13 protein-coding genes are annotated in these 18,769 nt (G+C 62.2%); 10 read left to right on the plus strand and 3 right to left on the minus strand.

Going from position 1 to position 18,769, the window contains the following annotated elements; all coding sequences use genetic code 11:
- On the plus strand, window positions 1–372 hold a 372-nt coding region (locus tag NW809_RS03665; RefSeq protein ID WP_414401543.1), incomplete at its 5' end, for a HesB/IscA family protein.
- Here the strand turns inward: NW809_RS03665 and NW809_RS03670 are convergent.
- The 3 genes from NW809_RS03670 to NW809_RS03680 all read right to left on the minus strand — a co-directional run bounded on the left by NW809_RS03670 (window position 373) and on the right by NW809_RS03680 (window position 8,437).
- Window positions 373–1,602, minus strand: coding sequence for a response regulator (locus NW809_RS03670; protein WP_414401544.1), 1,230 nt, complete (start codon window positions 1,600–1,602; stop codon window positions 373–375).
- Window positions 1,589–5,494 carry a PAS domain S-box protein gene (locus tag NW809_RS03675; protein ID WP_414401545.1) on the minus strand — a complete coding sequence of 1,302 codons (3,906 nt, stop codon included), beginning with the start codon at window positions 5,492–5,494 and terminating at the stop codon, window positions 1,589–1,591. Before NW809_RS03675 ends, NW809_RS03670 begins: the two co-directional genes overlap by 14 nt.
- 177 nt (window positions 5,495–5,671) lie before the next feature.
- Entirely contained in the window at window positions 5,672–8,437 is a 2,766-nt protein-coding gene (locus tag NW809_RS03680; protein ID WP_414401546.1) for a cation-translocating P-type ATPase, read from the minus strand.
- Window positions 8,438–8,561: 124 nt separating this feature from the next.
- On the opposite strand from NW809_RS03680, the gene NW809_RS03685 reads away from it, so the two are divergent.
- The 9 genes from NW809_RS03685 to NW809_RS03725 all read left to right on the plus strand — a co-directional run.
- Window positions 8,562–10,340, plus strand: a complete 1,779-nt coding sequence (locus NW809_RS03685; RefSeq protein ID WP_414401547.1) for a flavin reductase — start codon at window positions 8,562–8,564, stop codon at window positions 10,338–10,340.
- Between the two features lie 34 nt (window positions 10,341–10,374).
- Window positions 10,375–11,337: a DUF726 domain-containing protein gene (locus tag NW809_RS03690; protein ID WP_414401548.1), complete on the plus strand. Its 963-nt coding sequence runs from the start codon at window positions 10,375–10,377 to the stop codon at window positions 11,335–11,337.
- Window positions 11,338–11,620: 283 nt separating this feature from the next.
- Window positions 11,621–12,985: a histidine phosphatase family protein gene (locus NW809_RS03695; RefSeq protein WP_011430495.1), complete on the plus strand. Its 1,365-nt coding sequence runs from the start codon at window positions 11,621–11,623 to the stop codon at window positions 12,983–12,985.
- 11 nt (window positions 12,986–12,996) lie between these two features.
- Window positions 12,997–14,331: a dihydroorotase gene (locus NW809_RS03700; RefSeq protein WP_414346845.1), complete on the plus strand. Its 1,335-nt coding sequence runs from the start codon at window positions 12,997–12,999 to the stop codon at window positions 14,329–14,331.
- Between the two features lie 88 nt (window positions 14,332–14,419).
- Window positions 14,420–15,439, plus strand: coding sequence for a YihY/virulence factor BrkB family protein (locus NW809_RS03705; RefSeq protein ID WP_414401549.1), 1,020 nt, complete (start codon window positions 14,420–14,422; stop codon window positions 15,437–15,439).
- Window positions 15,408–16,508 (plus strand): L-threonylcarbamoyladenylate synthase, encoded by a 1,101-nt coding sequence (locus NW809_RS03710; RefSeq protein WP_011430498.1) that lies wholly within the window; start codon window positions 15,408–15,410, stop codon window positions 16,506–16,508. Before NW809_RS03705 ends, NW809_RS03710 begins: the two co-directional genes overlap by 32 nt.
- Window positions 16,478–17,008: a 5-(carboxyamino)imidazole ribonucleotide mutase gene (purE, locus tag NW809_RS03715; RefSeq protein WP_011430499.1), complete on the plus strand. Its 531-nt coding sequence runs from the start codon at window positions 16,478–16,480 to the stop codon at window positions 17,006–17,008. The genes NW809_RS03710 and purE overlap by 31 nt, the downstream gene beginning before the upstream one ends.
- A 71-nt stretch (window positions 17,009–17,079) precedes the next feature.
- Window positions 17,080–17,859, plus strand: a complete 780-nt coding sequence (locus NW809_RS03720) for a hypothetical protein (RefSeq protein ID WP_071813555.1) — start codon at window positions 17,080–17,082, stop codon at window positions 17,857–17,859.
- Window positions 17,860–17,961: 102 nt separating this feature from the next.
- The coding region (locus NW809_RS03725; protein ID WP_414401550.1) for a CobW family GTP-binding protein at window positions 17,962–18,769 on the plus strand (808 nt) is incomplete at its 3' end.

Below are 18,769 nucleotides of genomic sequence, written 5' to 3' on the forward strand. Positions count from 1 at the left end.
GTCAGCTTTCCCGCCATGATCACCTTGACCGAGAGCGCCATCCAAGAGCTAAAGCGGCTGCGCAGCAAGTATGAGAAAGAGGGATCCCAACCCATCTTGCGCCTGGGGGTAAAGCCCAGCGGCTGCTCCGGCCTCTCCTACACCATGAACTTCGAGCCCCAGGCCAACCCTGACGACCATACCTTTGACTTTGGCGAGATTCGGGTGGCGGTGGATCCCTTGAGCATGACCTTTATTCAAGGGCTGACTGTCGATTTCTCCGAGGATCTGTTGGGGGGCGGCTTCCGCTTCAAGAACCCCAATGCGGTGGCTAGCTGCGGCTGCGGCACTTCCTTTGCCACTGCCGAAACCGCCGCTGCCGTCGGCCACTGATCACGTCCTGCCAGAGGGCTTTAGGCTGGGCAGGCGCAGCAGGAAACATGTCCACCCCGCCTCGCTGGTTACTCGAATGTGACCCTGGAGGCGCTCCACCCATTGCTTCACCAAGGCCAGCCCCAGGCCGCTGCCCGGCTGGGCCCAGGGATCCGCAGTGGGCACCCGATAAAAGCGCTCGAACAGGCGGGGCAACTGGTCGGGCGGGATCTGAGCGGTGTTGCCGATCCTGAACTCAACCCCTTCAGGGATTGGCTGAACCTCTAGACGAATCGTGCCACCTGGCTGGGTGAACTTGCAGGCGTTGTCCAGCAGCTCTTTGAGGAGCTGGGTCAGGAGCTGCGGATGGCTGTAAAACCGCCAGGGGGAGGGGGGCAGATCCCCCACCTGCAGCGTGAGGGAGCGGGCCTGGGTGCATTGCTGCACCGACTCGATCAAGCTGTGCCAGAGGTGGGGCAGGTCAATAGCTGCAACGGCAGAGCCCAGGTCTTTCCCTTCCAGGCTCTGCAGATCCAATAGGCGGTTGATGAGCTGGATTTCGGCCTCGCACTCCTGCAGGGCAATGTCATGGTATTGCCGCTGCTTCTCGTTGAGGGGGGTGCGGCGCAGGAGTTCCAGGGCCAGCTTGATCTTGGTCAGGGGGGTGCGCAGCTCGTGGGAGACGGTGGCCAAAAAGTGGTCTTTGAGGCGGTTGAGCTGCTCCAGATCTGCCACCTGGCAGGCCAGTTGGGCGGTGCGCTCCTGTACCTTGGCTTCCAGTTCCTGGTTAAGCTGCTGCAGACGGCGCTGGGCCTGGTTGGCTTGCAGCAAGTGGCGCAGCCGCCGCTTCAAAACCGACCAGTGGATGGGCTTGGGGATGTAGTCGCTGGCGCCGGCTGCAAAGGCCTCGTTGACAAAGGTTTCGTCTTCCAAAGCCGTGACGATTAAAATCGGCAAGTCCGGGTTTTGGGCGTGGAGGCGGCGGCAGCACTCAAACCCATCCAGATCCGGCATCACCGCATCGAGGAGCACCATGTCCGGCTGATAGCGGCTTGCAGCTTCTAGACACGCCAAGCCGCTGTCCGCTTCCACGAGTTGGTAGCCCTCCCGCTCCAGGGCGTAGCGAGTCAAAAGCCGCTGGCTGGGATCATCGTCGGCAATGAGGAGGAGAGGCCGCTTCTCTGCCGCAGCAGAGCTCGTTCCGGTCTGAGGAACGGATCCAGCCGAAAGGTTGCTCTCAAGCCTCTGCATGGGCCCCTGGAGAAGAAAGAAGCGGTCCTGGCGCGCTAGCCGATAATTCGAGGATAACCCGCTGGTACTCGGCTTCCAACCGCTGGAAGGCCTGCTCTATGGTATCCCAGTTTACAGAGTTGGCCGATGGCTTGCGAACGAGCTTTTCCAGCGCCTGGCAGCGTTGAGCTAAGAGCTCGGCCCCCAAGGTGCTGCTGCTGCCCTTGAGGCGGTGGGCCAGTTGGGCCACGGTTTGGACATCCCGGCTCTCCAGGGCCTGGCGCAGGGATCCCAGCAGGGCCTGGCTGTCTTGCCGGTAGGTTTGGATCATCTCCTGCCAGTCTTCCGGGGATCCCAGCATGCTCTGCAGGCTGGCCAGGGCAGCGGCATCCAGGGCCGGCTCTGGCTTTGGATCCCCGACAAAATCCAGAGCAGCTTCCTGGAGGGCCCGCTCCAGCACAGCCGGCTGCAGGGGCTTGGTCAGGTAGCCATCGACGCCGGCGGCTTCGGCAGCAGCGCGGCTTTCCAGGAAGGCATCGGCGGTGAGGGCGAGGATGCGCGGCTGGCGCTCTGGGGGAAGTTCGCTGCGGATGCGGCGGGTGGCGGCCAGGCCGTCCAGCTCCGGCATGTGCAGATCCATCAAGACCAGGTCGTAGGCGCGCAGTTGCAGCGCCTGCAGGGCTTCCAGGCCGTTGGCCACGATGTCCGGCTGATAGCCCAGCCGCTCCAGCATCAGGCGGATGACCTTTTGGTTGACGGGGTTGTCTTCGGCTACCAGGATGCGCAACGGGCAGCGGCTGGCCAGAGGGAGCTGGGGTTTCAAGTGGGAAGCAGCCGCAGGCACTTTTTCCTGGCCCAGCAGAGCCCGCAGTTGAGAAGCCCTGACCGGCTTACCTAAGGCAGGAAGAGAGCCAGCGCTTGCCAAAGCGGCTCTGCGATCCACCAGCAGCACAAGCCGCAGGGGGGGCTGCTCCTGCTGCAGAGCCCTGGCCAGGGCCAGTCCATCGCCGTCGGGCAGGCTGGTATCCACCAGGGCCAGCTCAAAAGTCTGGGCCTTGGCTATGGCTTGGGCTTCCGCCACCGTGCTGCAGGCTGTTACCTGCATCCCCCAGGACTGCAGTAGGCGCGCAAGAAGTTGCCGTTGGCTGGCGTTGTCTTCCACCAGCAAAACCCGCTGGCCGGCCAGAGCTGGGTCGGGGGTGGGGGTTGCCCAGAGGGCCGCATCCGGAAGCTTCAGGGGGATGCGGAAGCCAAAGGTGGATCCCTGACCCGGCTGGCTTTGCACCCAGATCGTTCCGCCCATGAGTTGACAGAGGCGCTGGCTGATGGCCAGCCCCAGGCCGGTGCCGCCGTACTGGCGGCTGATGGAGCTGTCCACCTGGCTGAAGGGCTTGAAGAGGCGATCCTGCTTTTCCGGCGGGATGCCGATGCCGGTGTCCTGCACCTGGAAGCTCACCCACTGCACCTGGGCCTGGGGATCTTGCTCTTGGGCCTCGACGGTCACCACCACCTCCCCTTGGGGGGTGAACTTGATGGCGTTGCTGAGGAGGTTGGCCAGGATCTGGCGCAGGCGGTTGGGATCCCCGACCAGGGTGGCCGGCAGGGCCGGATCCACCCAGGCCACCAGCTCCAGATCTTTGCTCTGGGCCTGGGCGGCCATGAGATCCAAGAGCTCCTCCATGAGCTGGGGCAAGGAGAAGGGCGTTTCCTCCAGCTCCAGCTTCTGGGACTCGATCTTGGAAAAATCCAAGATGTCGTTGATGAGGCTGAGCAGCACCTCGCTGCCGTAGCGGATGGTCTGCACCCAATCCCGCTGCTGGGCATCGAGAGAGGTATCCAGCAACAGGCCGGCCATGCCCATGATGGCGTTGATGGGCGTGCGGATCTCGTGGCTGATGGTGGCCAGGAACTCGCTCTTGGTGCGGTTGGCCGCCTCGGCAGCTTCCATAGCCGCCTTCATCTGCTCTTGGGCCTGCTTGGCCAGGGTGATGTCCCGCCCGGCGGCGTAGGCCAGGGATCCCGCCAAAGAAGCGCGCCACTCGATAAAGCGGTAGCTGCCGTCTTGGGTGCGGTAACGGTTGACAAAGCCATCCAGACGCCCTTCTTCCAGCAGCTTTTGCACTGCTTGCTGCGTGGCCGGCAGATCTTCCGGGTGCACCCATTCCCAGAAGGGATGCTGCTGCAGCTCCTCGAGGGAACGGCCCAGGGCGGCCTCCCAGGCCGGGTTGAGGCGGCGAAAATACCCCTCCTTGTCGGCAATGCAGAGCAAATCCAAAGCTACCGAGAAAAATTGCTCCAGCTCGGCTTCTGCCTGCTTGCGGGCGGTGATATCGACGGCGGTAAACACCCAGCAAGGGATCCCGCGCAGCACCAGCGGCTGGACAAAAACGTCTTCCCAAACCTCCCGGCCATCTCGACCTTGCCAGTGCCACTCGAAGCGGGCGGATCCCTGTTGGCGGGCCTGCTCCAGGTAGGTCTGCAGCGAGAACTCCTCCCCCTGCAGGGCCCGGCGATAGGGGGACTGCTCCGAGGCGTCGAAGGCCCGCAGCTCCTCCAGGCTGGAAAAACCATAGGCGACAAGGGCGCGCGGGTTGGCCTCCAAGATCTCGCCCGTCTCGGCGTGGCGGATGAGAATGGCTACCGACGCATTTTCAAACAGGGCGCGGAACTTCTGCTCGCTCTCCTGCAGGGCTTGCTGCGCCTGCACCCGCTCCGTGATGTCGCGGATGATGAGCACTACTTCTTGCTCGTTTAGGGGGGCAATGCGCACCTCTTCGTGGCGCACCTTGCCGTCGATTTCCAGGCTTTGCTCGTAGCGCTGCAGGGTCTGGGTGGCCAGGGCTTGGCGAATATAGGCAAGCCGCTGCTCCGCCAGATCCGGCGGCAGGAGTTCTTGGGGTGAGCGCCCCAGGTAAGTTTCTGGCAGGCCGTAGGGCCGCACCTCCCGCCCGCAGCTCACTCCCAGGCAAATGCCCTGGCTATCGAGGTGAAAGATGAGATCTGGGATGGCCGCCAAAATGGCCTTTTGCTTTTCCTCAGCGGCTTGGAGAGCCAGCTCGGCCCGCTTGCGCTCGGTGATATCCCGCACCAGGACGTAGAGCTTCTCGCTGCCGTGGGCAACGATACAGGCCCTCTGATACTGCCGCACCCCGCCTGGCAGCTCGATCTCGTACTCCAGGTATTCGATGCTCTGGTTGGCCAGAGCCCGCCTTCCCAGAACCTCGCATTGCTCCCTCAACGCAGCAGGCAAAATCTCCTGGAGCCGACGGCCAATGTAGTCCTCGGAGGGGCGCAGAGTGGCGAAGTAGCGGGGCGGCTTGCAGTCGAGGATGCGACCGTCGGCAGCAATCTCCAAAATCATGTCTGGGATTGCCTCGTAGAGGGCGCGATAGCGGGACTCGCTTTCCTGCAGCGCCTGCTCTCTCTCAACCTGCTCGGTGATGTTGCGGCTGGTGATGAGGATCCCATCCCCCACCGGCACCACTTGGTGGCGGATCCAGCGAGCTTTTAGGCCCGGCTGGCCGGAGATGGGGAACTCCTCTTCCAGGGGGGTGCGGGTTTCCACCACCCGCTTGTATTTTTCAAAAAAGCCCCCCGTGCGGTTGATGGGCAGCAGCTCGCACAGCCGCTGGCCGAGGATCTCCTCGCGGCGGCGGGAAATTAGCTCCTCCCCTTTGGCGTTGACATCCACAAAGACAAAGTCGATGATCTCGCCGGTATGGGGATCCCGCAGCGCCTCCAAGAGATAGATGGCATCCAGGCTGGCCTCTAGAGCCGCGGGGAAACGGGCCTCCGGGCTTGAAGTTGCCAGCGATCCCTTGATCCGCCGCCAGCGCCAGCCGAACCTTAGAAGAGCCCAAAGAGCTAAGACAATACCCAGAAGCGTGAGGCTAGCCCAGCCCAGCGGTGTCATCTTATTCCCAGCTCCTTGCGTTTGAGCAAAGCCCTCTCTTCCCTGCCCGCTTTGCGGCAGCTCTTTCCAGAGTATTCCTTAGTCTTTACGCGGTAGCTCAGCTAATTTGCGGAAAAAGTGCCCCTACCCCATCGGAAGAGCTCGTTTTTGGCAGGGCAGGATTCCCCGCTTTTGTTCTCAAGGGGTTGGGCGGGATCCCTGGCGCCAGCGGCGGTAGAGTTTTTCCAGATCCACCCAGACCATCACCACCGTGCTAAAGCCCAGGCAAATGAGCAGTTCTGGAAGGGTCAACTCTTCTGTCCCGAAAAAGTTGCGCAGGAAGGGCACATAGAGCAGGGCCAACTGCAACAGCAAAGTGGCCAACACGGCCCCCAGCAGGTAGGGGTTGGAAAAGGGGTTGAGCTCGATGGTCAGCTTGTCATTGGAGCGGGCTGCCAGGGCATGGCCCATCTGGGCAATGCACAGGGTGGTGAAGACCATCGTGCGCCAGTGGGGGATATAGGCTTCCACGATGGCCATCATCAGGATCGTGGAGATGGCAAAGACCACACCGATGCGCACCATGTAGGCACCGAGCCCTTGGGCAAAGATGCTCTCTTTGGGGTTGAAGGGGGGGCGCTGCATCACCCCTGGTTCTGCTGGCTCCATCGCCAAGGCCAGGGCGGGCAGGCCGTCGGTTACCAAGTTCATCCACAGGATCTGCAGGGGCGTCAGCGGCACGTCCTCTAGGCCCAGGAGAGGTGTAGCCGCCACAGTCAACACCTCGCCGATGTTGCTGCCCAAGATGTATTTCACGAAACGGCGGATGTTGCTGTAGACCACCCGCCCTTCTTCAATAGCCGCCACGATGGTGGCGAAGTTGTCGTCCAGCAGCACCATGTCGCTGGCCTCTTTGCTGACGTCGGTGCCGGTGATGCCCATGGCAATGCCAATATCTGCCTGGCGCAGGGCAGGGGCGTCGTTGACCCCATCCCCCGTCATGGCCACAAACTGGTTTTGTTTCTGCAGGGCCTGCACGATGCGCAGCTTGTGCTCGGGGGCCACGCGGGCATAGACGTTGACCCTTTGCACCGTCTGCAGCAGCTCCTCAAAGCTAAGGCGGGAGAGGGTGCGCCCATCAATGGCCTGGCTCTCGGAGTCGAGAATACCCAGCTCGCGGGCAATGGCTATGGCAGTGAGTTGGTGATCGCCGGTTACCATGAGGGTGCGGATCCCGGCCTGGCGGCAGCGGGCTACGGCTTCCCGCGCTTCGGGCCGAGGGGGATCGTACATGCCCACTAAGCCTAGCCAAACCAAGTTGCGCTCGATCTCCTCGAGATTCTCCGGGATCCCCTGTAGCCGCTGGGTGGCCACCCCCAAAACCCGGATGCCCTGGGCCGCCAAACGGTTGTTGGCAGCCAGAATGGCTTGTCGATCGGCTTCTGACAGCGCCTGCCAAGTTCCACTTTTCTGGATATAGGCACACTGCTCCAGCACCAGCTCGGCAGATCCCTTGACGTAGACGCCATAGCTGCCCTCCTCTTGCACCACCACGCTCATGCGCTTGCGCTCCGAGCTAAAAGGGATCTCCTGCACCCGCGGGTGCTGCTCCTGCAAAGAGTCTTTCTGCAGGTTGGCCTTGGCAGCAGCCACCAGCAGGGCGGCCTCCGTGGGATCCCCCAGAATCGACCAGGTGGGGGCAGCGCCGCGCTCGGCTGGGAGGGTAGCTTGCAACAGGGCGTCGTTGCAGAAGACCACGGCTCTGAGAAGGGCCTGCAGGTCGGGGGCGCTCTGGGGATCGATGGGCTGGCCGCCGCAGTAGAAGGATCCCTTGGGAATGTAGCCAGTGCCGCTGACGTGGTAGTGGCGGTCGGGGGTGAGGATGTCGGTGACCACCATTTTGTTTTCGGTGAGAGTGCCGGTTTTGTCGGAGCAGATGGTGGTGACGGATCCCAGCGTCTCCACGGCTGGCAGGCGGCGGATGAGGGCGTTGCGGCGCACCATGCGCTGGGTTCCAATAGCCAAGGTAACCGTGGTTACAGCCGGCAGCCCTTCCGGCACCACCGCCACGGCCATGCTGAGGGAAGTTTCCAGCAGCGAGGTGAAAGGCGCCATGCTGCCGGCCTGCAGCAGCCCCACGATCACCACCAGCGCCACCAAGGCCAGGGATCCCGACACCAGCACGTTGCCCAGCTGGCTCATGCGCCGCTGCAGGGGGGTGGGCTCGTTTTCCACCGTTTGCAGCAGGGCGGCCACCTTGCCCAGCTCCGTGTTCATGCCGGTGGCAGTAACCAAGAGGATCCCTCGCCCCTGGAGCACCTCGGTGCCCATGAAGGCCATGTTGCGCCGCTCTCCGAGCTCAGTTTCCTCGGGGAGGACACAATCGGCCTGCTTGGTAACCGGCACCGCCTCCCCTGTCAGGGCCGCCTCCCGCACCTGCAGGTTGACCGCTTCCGCCAAGCGCCCATCGGCCGGGATCTGCACCCCGGCTTCCAGGAGCACGCGATCCCCTGGCACCAATTGGTTGGCGGGGATCTCCTGCCACAGGCCGTCCCGCTGCACCCGCACGCTGGGGGAGGCCAGCTTTTTTAGGGCCGCCAGCGCTTTTTCCGCCCGGCTTTCTTGTAAGTAGCCCAGCAGACCGTTGAGGCCGACGATCAACAGAATGGCCAGAGCATCTTTGGGGAACTCGCCTTCCTGCAAGTCCAGAGTCGCTGAGATCGCCGCCACGGCGATCAGCATCAGCAGCATGACATTGCGGAATTGGTCAAGGAAGAGCTGCCAGGCGCTGCGGCCAGGAGAGGAGATCAGCTCGTTGGGGCCGTATTCCCGCTGCCTCTGGATCACCTGCTGGGTAGTCAGGCCAGCATCGGGATCGGTCTGCAACTTCTGGATAACAGCAGGAAGAGGGAGGCTATGCCAGGCCGTAGCAGAAGCACCGGCGGATCCAGAAGCTTGGGCCATCGCAAACACTCCCAGGGAATGGACAAATTCTACGTTAGCTCTCGAATCTTTCCATAGAGGAAAAGGGGTCCCCATTTCTCTAGTTTCGTGGCAAGGTGGGGACAGAGGCCCCCTGGAGACTGCTATGGCGAGCAAAACTCCCACTCGCGATGTTCAAGTGGCCGTCATTGGCCCGTCCACTCTGGTTTTGCGCTCCCGCACCTGGGATCGCCTCAAGTTTGAGCTGGAATATGCCCGGCAGCGGGGCACCACGGCCAACAGCTACCTCATCCAGGCCCGCCAAACCCTGCTCATCGATCCGCCGGGGGAGTCGTTTACGGACATCTTTCTGGAGGAGCTGGCCCAGCACCAATACCTGCAGCGGCTGGACTTTATCCTGCTCAGCCACGTCAACTTCAACCGCATCGCCACCCTCAAGGCGCTTCTGCCGCTGGCCCCCTACGCAGTGGTGCTCTGCTCTAAGCCAGGATCCCTTACCCTGCGGGCAGCTTTTGAAGGCAGGGAGTCCCCCCCTCCTGGCCGCGACGAAGAGGAGGCCGCCGATTTTGGCATTCCCTACGGCAGCAATCAGTCCTTTCGCCTGCGGGTCATCCGAGATGGGGATCGCCTGGATCTGGGGGAAGGCCATGAGTTGCATTTTCGCACCGTGCCCACGCCCCGCCACCCCGATGCCCTCTGCACCTACGATCCGGCCACCGGGATCCTCTTTACCGACAAGCTCTTTGGCGCCCATGTCTGCGACGAGCAGGTATTCGATGAACATTGGCGGCAACTGAGCGAGGATCGCCGCTACTACTTCGACTGTCTCCACCGCAACCAAGCGCCCCAGGTCAAGGCAGCCCTGGCCAAGCTGGAGGAATTCCCCGCCCAGATCTACGCTCCTGCCCACGGGCCCCTCGTGCGCCACAGCCTGCGGCGGCTGCGCTTGGACTACCAGCTCTGGTGCGAAGAGGATCCCTTGGAGCAGCGGGTGGCCCTCTTGTACACCTCCGCCTACGGCAACACCGGCTTGATGGCGGTAGCCATTGCCCAAGGCTTGGAGCGGGCGGGAGTTACGGTGGAGCGGATTAACTGCGAGTGGGCCACCCCTGAAGAGATCGCCCAGGCCTTGGAGCGCTGCCAGGGGTTCATCATCGGCTCGCCAACCCTGGCCGGCCATCCCCCGGTCCAGATCCAAACAGCCCTGGGCCTGATTCTCTCTTCCGTTCCCACCAGCAAGCTGGCCGGGGTCTTCGGCTCCTATGGCTGGAGCGGCGAGGCCGTGGATCTCATCGAGAGCAAGTTGCTCAATGCCGGCTTTACCTTGGGGTTTGAGACGATCCGCGCCAAGTTTAAGCCCACCGCCGAGATCTTGGAAGCTTGCCAAGAGGCGGGATCCCAATTTGCCCAAGCCCTGCGCAAGGCCAAGCGAGCTCGTGCCCCCCGCCAAGGCGGTGTTGAAACTCAGGCGGATCGGCTGGTGCAGGCCTTCAGCCGAGTGGTGGGATCCCTCTGTGTGGTGACCGCCTTGCAGGATGGGATCCCGCGCGGCTTTCTCACCTGGTCAGTGGCCCAGGCCAGCTTCAATCCCCCCGGCCTCACCCTCTCCGTGAGCAGGGAAAGCGAGGCAGAACTGCTCACCCATCCGCAAGCGGCCTTTGTGCTCAACATCCTGCGGGAGGGCAAAAGCAGCAGCCTGCAGCGACACTTTCAACGGCCTCAACGCCCTGGCGAAGACCGCTTTGCCGGCCTGGCCACGGCCACTGCCGAAAATGGCTGCCCGATCCTTTTGGATGCCCTGGCTTACCTGGAGTGCCGTGTCAAAAGTTGGATGGAGTGTGGCGATCGCTACCTCATCCATGCCGAGGTAGAGCGCGGCAAAGTGCTGGATCCCACGGGGGTTACCGCCATGCGGCGCGGGTAATACTGGTCTCAGCTCTCAGGGGGTGTCATTGACCATGCAAGACATTTTTGAGGCGGTCTTCAAAGCTCCTGCCCAGATTGGCGAAAAAGTTGTAGACGTAGTCTTCGATACAGGCAAGTTTGTCGGCCAGGTTAGCGGGGCCGTTGCGCAAACTGTCATTGGTACGGGTATCGAGACCACCCAAAAAGCCGCAGAAATTCTTGCTGAAACCGGCAAAGCCACTTTCCAAGTTGGCCAGAAGGTTACAGAAACTCTTGTTGAAGAAGTTGTCCACCATGAGCCTTATCTGATCCCTATTGAGCCCTCCCGGGGCTGGGACGAAGCCCTGGTTTTCATCAACCGTTTTCTCAGCGAAGGTGAAACCCAACCTTGGAAAAAAAGACTGTTGTGGGAAACGCTCCGACGTGCCGGATGGCGGGGATCCCTGTACTACCTCTGGTGGGACGCTTCCAGTCCTGTAAACTTGACTTTATCTGCCCTGAAGCTAGGGGTAGGACTACTTGCCCATTGGGAAGCTCACAAAGCCAAGGCCAAGCAAGTGGGACTGGACTACGCCTACCCCCTGCTCTCTGCTCTGCCAGAAAAGCAAATTACCTTGATGGGGTTTTCTTTGGGAGCGAGGGTAGCCTACTACATCATGTGCGGTTGGCCACAGACTGCCGATCGACGTCTTAAAGATGTTATCTTGCTCAGCGGTGCCGTTAGAAGACAAGCCGATAAGAACTGGAGTTTACACGTAGAAAATATCACTGGAAAGTTAGTCAATATCTACAATGAAGACGATTTGGTTCTGGCCTACGTCTTCAAAGTACCTTCCCTCAACCGCAGCCCCTGTGGGATCAAGCCGATCAAAGAGTTCCACCCCAGAATTGAGAACCTCAATGCCACTCACTTAATCGGCTCTGGGGAGCACAGCTATGAAGCCTATCTCCCTTATCTGGAGTTTCTTCTGGATCAGAAGCTGGACTGGAAAAGCCGCAGTGGCCGCCTGAACTAGCCTATGCCAAGCCAGAGGGTTCCTGCCCCAGCCGCAAGGGGGGATATAGGGGGGCTAGCTGGCTTGCTCTTTGTTCGCGTCTTCCCGCTCCTGAAGAGCTGGCAGAGTTTTCTCAGTGGCTTGGGCGGCTCATCCCAATTGAAAACTTGACTGCCCGATCTGTTGAGGCCAGAATCCGGGACCCAACCCCTAGAAAGAACCCCACTGGCAGGGCAAGCCCAGCCCAACAGCGATACTCTAGGCGATACTCTAGAAGGTGTTCTTGAGTAAGTCCGTGCAAACAATGGCTCAGCCTGCCCTGCGCATCCTGCTCGTGCGCCACGGTGAGAGCACCTTCAACGTCGAAAATCGCATCCAAGGCCGCTCCGATCTCTCTCGCCTCACCCCCGGTGGAGAAGCGCAGGCACAGCGGGTAGCTGAGGTTCTGGCCGGGATCCCCTTGGATTATGCCTACTGCAGCCCTCTCTCCCGTGCCCTCGACACCGCCCGTATCATTCTCAAGGAGCGAGCGGGGATCCCTTTGTTTATCAGCGAGTACCTGCGGGAGATCGACCTGACAGCTTGGGAGGGCTTGACCTTTGCCGAGGTGAAGGAGAAATACCCAGAAGATTACCACCTATGGCGGCACCGTCCCGACGAGCTGGAGCTGGAGGGGCGCTTTCCGGTGCGGGATCTCTGGCAGCAGGCGCAGGAGTTTTGGCAACTGCTGGCCGAGCAAGTGAAGTCAGTGCCCCCCGCCTCCTCTGATCGGAGAACCGATCCAAGGCATCCCCTCACCGTTCTCGTTGTCGGACACAGCGGCATTAACCGCGCCCTGGTCAGCACCGCCATTGGCTTGGGGCCGGTTCACTACCACCGTCTTGGGCAAGATAACTGCGCCATCAGCGTTCTCAACTTTCCCCAGGGCCTGGGGGCGCTGCCGCAACTGGAATCTTTGAATATCACTGCCCATCTGGGCCAGCCTCTGCCCAAACGCAAGCAGGGGATGCGTATCCTGCTGGTGCGGCACGGCGAGACGCAATGGAACCGGGAGCAGCGCTTTCAGGGGCAGCGCGATATTCCTCTCAACGCCACTGGCGAGGAGCAGGCAGCTAGGGTGGCGGAGTTTCTGGCCGACCAGCCGCTGAACCTGGCTTTTTCCAGCCCGCTGAAGCGCCCCTGGGCTACGGCGGACGCCATCTGCAGCAACCACCCCAACCTGATCCTACGCCCGATGCCGGAGCTGCAGGAGATCTGCCACGGCGACTGGGAGGGCAAGCTCCAGAGCGAGGTGGAAGCCGAATACCCCGGCGAGCTGGAGCGCTGGCAGCGGGATCCGGCCGCGGTGCAAATGCCCAACGGGGAAAATCTGTACCAAGTGTGGGATCGCACGCGCTCGGCCTGGGAAGAGATTTTGGCCATCACCGCCGCCCAATTTCCCGAAGGCACGGCCGTGGTGGTGGCCCACGACGCCATCAACAAGGCGATCATCTGCCAGTTGTTCGGCCTTTCCCCCCACGCCTTTTGGATCTTCAAGCAGGGCAATGGCGGCATTACCGTTATCGACTACCCGGAAGGAAAGGACGGCACCCCTGTTCTCAAGGTGTTGAACCTCACCACTCACCTGTCCGGCCAGATTTTCGACTGCACCACAGCGGGTGCGCTTTAGGGAGGTGGAAGATGGGATCCACCCTCCCTGCCGACCTGAGCCTGCTCAATCTCTGCCTCCGTGGGGTGCGCCTGTTGGATCCCTGGCAACAGCGGGATGAGGTGACCGACGTGTGGCTGCAGCAGGGCCGCCTCCGGGCCACCGAGCCGGCGGGGATCCCTGCCGACATCCCCCGCCTGGAGGCTGCTGGCTGGGTGCTGGGGCCGGGCTTGATCGATCTGTACGCCCACAGTGGCGAGATCGCTGATCAAGAGCTCTCCCCCTGCCGCGAAACCCTCGCCTCTCTGGGGGCAGCAGCTCTGGCAGGGGGGTTTACCCAAGTGGGTCTTCTCCCTGCCCCCCTGCCCGGAACGGCAACTTTCCCGGTGCTGGACGAGCCGGAGCAGGTGGGCCGCTACCGCCGCCGAGCGGGGGATTCCCGCTGGCTGCCCTGGGCTGCTTTGAGCTTGGGTGACCGGGAAGAAGCTCCCAGCCTCTGGGGAGAGCTGGCCCGCGCCGGCGCCATTGGCTTTGTGGCCCGGACTGAAGGATCAGAGCCGCTGCGGTCGTTGGCCCTACTGCGGCGGGCGCTGGAGTATTTGCGGCCTTGGAATAAGCCGCTGCTGGTGTGGGCCTGGGATCCCAGCCTGGCTGGCTCGGGCAGCCTCTACGAGGGGGTGTGGGCGCTGCGCTTGGGGCTGAAGGGGATCCCAACCAGTGCCGAAACCGCGGCCTTGGCCCGTCTCCTGGAAGTAGTGCGCAGCGTTCCTTCGCCGGCGCCGGTGCATGTGATGCGCCTCAGCCAAGCCCGCAGCCTGGAGCTTGTCCAGCAGGCCCAAGCAGAGGGGCTGCCGGTTAGCGCCAGCACCACCTGGATGCACCTGCTCTTGGCGGAGGAAGCCGTCTTGGAGCACGGCTACGATCCCCACCTGCGCCTCTTGCCTCCTCTCCCCCGCAGCAGCGACCGCGAGGCCCTCATCGCCGGCATCCGCAGCGGCAGCCTGGGTATTGCCACCGACCACGCCCCCTACACCTACGAGGAGAAAACCCTGCCCTTTGCCGAAGCCCCTCCTGGGGCCATAGGCCTGGAGCTGGCGCTGCCCCTGCTGTGGCAGAACCTGGTAGAGACGGGATCCCTGACGGCGCTCCAGCTCTGGTCGGCCCTCAGCCTCTACCCGGCCCGCTGCCTGGGGTTGGAGCCGCCCAGCCTAGCTCCCGGAAGTGACTGGGTGCTGTTCGATCCGGGCCATACCTGGACGGTCTCGGCAGCCACCCTTTGCTCGCGATCCCTGGCCACTCCCTGGCTGGGCAGGACCCTGCGCGGCAAGGTGTTGCACACCCATGTTGAAGAAGGAAGCCAGCCCTGAACCTGAGACCGGCAAAACCCCTTCTCTGTGCCAAGAGGCGCAGGGCCTTGAATTATCCTGGGAGCTAGGCTCAAGGGGGTAGGGGCCCATGAAGCTAGGGAAGCGGCTGGGGACGCTGCCGAGCTTCCGGCAGTTGCAAGGGATCCGCTGGGCATGGGGAGAGTGGAGTCGCCAAGGGGAGCTGGCCTGGCGTACACTACGGCTGGCCTGGGAAAACGCGATGCGCTACCGGCTGTTTGGCCTAGCCTCCGAGATGGCCTACAGCTCGATGTTGGCCCTATTTCCCTTTATCCTCACCCTCTTGACCGGGATTGGGCTGTTTGTCGGCTCCTCTGAGCAAGCTTTTCAGCGCCTGATGGAGCAATTGGGGCAGATTGCCCCCCAAGAAGCCCTGGTGCTTCTGGAACGGTATGCGCGAGAGCTCCGCTTTGGGGAAAACCGAGGCTTGCTCTCCCTCAGCTTCTTAGGAACCCTGTGGGCTGCCTCTGGGGCCTTGGGAGCAGTGATGACGGCTTTGGATCTCAGCCACGAGATCCCCCAGGAGATGCGCCGCCCCTTTTGGAGACGCAAGCTGATCTCGATGGTTTGGATGCTAGCTACCCTGGGGTTAACCGGTTTGGCCAGCTTGATCTTCTTGTTCAGTGCCAGCTTTTTCCGCTTCTTGTCCGCCCAAGCGAAATCCCTAGCGGAGGGGGTTGCCGGGCCGGATCAGTTGGATCCCTGGCGGGAGCTGGCGCTGAAGTTGTGGGAAACGCTCACCTGGCCTATCTCGTTGGGGATGATCGTCGTCTCCTGTTGGGTGCTGTACCGATTCGGCCCCAGCTTGCGCCGGCCCCAAATGCCGATTTGGCCAGGAGCGATTGTGGCCAGCCTGCTTTGGGTTGGGGTGTCGTGGGGGCTGCGGGTTTATGTGGAGCACTTCGGCCAGCTCAACCAAGTCTACGGAGCCGTGGGGGCAGTTATTGTCTTATTGCTGTGGGTTTGGCTCACTTCCTTGGCGCTGCTGTTTGGGGATCAGATTAACATTGCCCTCTACCAGGCCCGACAATGGATTCGGGACTGCTCCCCCACCCCTCATGCAAACGCAGATCCTCCCCCCCACCCCTGAGCACATTGCCTTGGCGGCTGAAGCGCTGCGGCGGGGCCAGTTGGTGGCCATACCTACAGAGACGGTGTACGGCCTGGCGGGCCACGGCCTCAACGAACAGGCGGTGGCAGAGATCTTTGCCGCCAAGGAGCGCCCCCGTTTCAATCCCCTGATCCTGCATCTGCCGGCTGGGCTGGATCTAGAGACACTGCAGGGCTGGCTGGTGGATCTGGAGGCTTTTACTCCCGCCGCTCGCGCTCGCCTGGGATCCCTTGTCGACACCTTTTGGCCGGGGCCGCTGACGCTGGTGCTGCCCAAGGGATCCCGGGTGCCGGATCTCGTCACCAGTGGCTTGCCCACGGTGGCGCTGCGGATGCCCGCCCACCCCGTGGCCCAGGCTTTGCTGCGGGCAGTTCAGGTGCCTTTGGCTGCCCCCAGCGCCAACCGCTTTGGCCGCCTCAGCCCTACCTCGGCCCAGGCCGTCTATGCCGAGTTGGCGGGGCGGATCCCTTACATTTTGGACGGGGGAGAGTGCAGCGTGGGCCTGGAATCGACAGTGCTCAAGCTCAGCCCCGACGGCACGCCCACCCTGTTGCGCCCTGGCGGGATCCCGCGGGAAGTTTTGGAATCCCACCTCAATTTGCCCCTAAGCTCTCCCCCTGCCCCAGACGGCAAGGAGAGTCCAGAGGCTCCCGGCCAACTGAGCAGCCACTACGCTCCCGGTAAGCCCATCTGGCTTTTGCCCACTGCCTTTGCCCAGCTTCAGCCTGAGGATTGGCAACAGTTGCGGCGCTTGGCCACTGGCCACTCGCACCTAGGCATTCTCAGTTTCGCCGCCAAACCAGAAGCGCTGGCAGAAAGCCTCTCCCGCCACTGTCCTGAGGTCACCTTTACCCTAGAATGTCTGGGCCCGGATCCCAACTCGGCGGCCCACGCCTTCTTTGCCAGCCTGCGCCGCCTGGATGAGGGAGCGGCCACCTTGCTGTTGGCTGAACCGCCACCAGTTGTCACTGGCCTAGGTTATGCGATCATGGATCGGCTACGACGGGCCAGCCGCTCATGGAAGTCTCCCCTCTCGTCGCCATCCTAATGGGCAGCGATTCCGATCTGCCCACCCTGGCACCCGCTGCCCAGGTGTGTGAGGAGTTTGGGATCCCCTACCAACTGCAGATCCTCAGCGCCCACCGCACCCCGGAGGCGATGGTGGACTTTGCCCGCCGCGCCCATATCCAAGGGATCCGCGTCATTATCGCCGGCGCCGGCGGGGCGGCCCATCTGCCGGGGATGGTAGCCTCCCTTACCCCTCTGCCGGTCATCGGGGTGCCGGTGTTCAGCCAATCTCTGCAGGGGCTGGACTCCCTATATTCGATCGTGCAAATGCCCAAGGGGATCCCGGTGGCTACTGTAGCCATCGGCAATGGCTACAACGCTGGACTCTTGGCCGTGCAGATCTTGGCCAGCGGCGATCCCGCCCTGCAACAACGGGTGCTGGCCTACCGGGAAAGCCTCAAGCAAGCGGTGCAAGAGAAAAACGCCCAGTTGCAAACTCAGGGGTGGAAAGCCTATCTCAGCTCCGCCGGCAGAGCATAATTATTGAGTGAGAGAGCGTTGGCCTGTCTTGACAAGGATCAGATGGGACGAAGTTGGGGGAGTTGCCAGCGGTGAAGGATGGATCGGGTCGCCCCTCTTCCGGACAGGGATCCTGGCGGGAATATCTGCAGCGAGTTCAGAAAGGGGCAGTGGAGAGGGGATCCCAGGTGGCCCTGTGGCTACTCTCGGGGCCGCAATGGCGGGTTTTGGCCCTGTCGGGCTTGGCCTTGGCGGGGCTGGCTTTTTGGCACTGGCGGCTAGCTCTTTCTCTAGCTGTGGGCAGTGGGGCAATGCTGGGGCTGTATGCTGCGCGCAGCCCTGAGTTCAGCCGCCGCTGGCAGGAGTTGCAAGCCTGGTTTCGCCAAGCCGATCGCTCCCTGCTGCTTGCTGTTGTCGGGGGGGCAGGCGCCGCTCTGGGCACCTACATCGTGGTTTCCATCTGGGCAGAATCCAGCCAGCGCTGGCTGGCCACGGGCGCCATTTTGCAGGGGCTAGCCACCTTTGCCTTGTTGGCGCTGCTGTTTTGGGAGTGGCTTAGCCGCCGCCAAGAGCGGCAGCGTTCCCAACTGGAGCGAGATCTCAGCGACATCGCTTCCCCCGACTCCTACCGACGGCTGCTGGGCGTGCGTCGGCTGCAGAGCTTGATGCCATACCTGGATGCCGAGCAGACGCGGCTAGCGGTGGACTACCTCCGCCTCGCCCTTGACCAAGAAACCGTGGCTGTCGTCCGGGAAGCCCTGCTGGAAGCTCTGCAGGGGTGGGGGATCCTGCGTCGCCTCAACGATTTGGCCGACCTCAAACGCCCCGAAAGCAGCGGGGATCCCTCTTCAGGTCGGAACCACAGCGTCTAGATGGCTGCCTCAACATCTCCGCTGGGGCAGCGAGTCTTCAAAGAGCGTCATTACAATGAGGATAAAGTGGAAGGCTCCTCTTTAGCAGATTGCGGTTCCTCCATGACCACCACCATTGAAGTGCCCAAGCGAGGCTTGCCTGTCACCATCATCACTGGCTTTCTGGGGAGCGGGAAAACCACTCTGCTCAACCACATTCTCCGCAACCAGAAAGGGATGCGCACAGCGGTGCTGGTCAACGAATTTGGGGAGATTGGCATCGACGGCGAGCTGATTGTCTCCAGCGAAGAAGACCTCGTAGAGCTCAACAACGGCTGCATCTGCTGCACCATCCGCGACGACATTGTCGAGAGTGTGCTGCGCCTGATGGAGCGCTCCGACAAAATCGACTACCTGGTGGTGGAGACCACAGGACTGGCGGATCCCTTGCCGGTTGCCCTCACCTTTTTGGGGCCAGAACTGCGGGATCTGACACGGCTGGATTCGATCATCACCCTGGTGGATGCCAGCAACTTCGCTCCTGATCTGTTCAACAGTGACGTGGCCTACAGCCAAATTGCCTATGGGGATGTCATTCTCCTCAACAAAACCGACCTGGTTGAGCCGGCGGAGATCGAGCGCCTGGAAAAACGCATTCGCGAGATCAAGGAAGATGCCCGCATTTTGCGCACGGTCAACAGCGCAGTGCCCCTAGAGCTGATCCTGGATACAGACCTGTTTCAGTCCAGCTCTCTGCCCCAGGAGGAGGCTCCCGACGCTGAGCATGACCATGAGCATGACCATGAGCATGACCACGAACACGGCCATGATCACGGCCACTCGCACCGCAGCCACATCGAGGTCGATGGTTTTAACTCCCTGGCCTTTGAGAGCGATCGCCCCTTCTCTCTAGACGCTTTCCAGAACTTTC

Source organism: Synechococcus sp. WC101 (assembly GCF_047461555.1).
GTDB lineage: Bacteria > Cyanobacteriota > Cyanobacteriia > Thermostichales > Thermostichaceae > Thermostichus.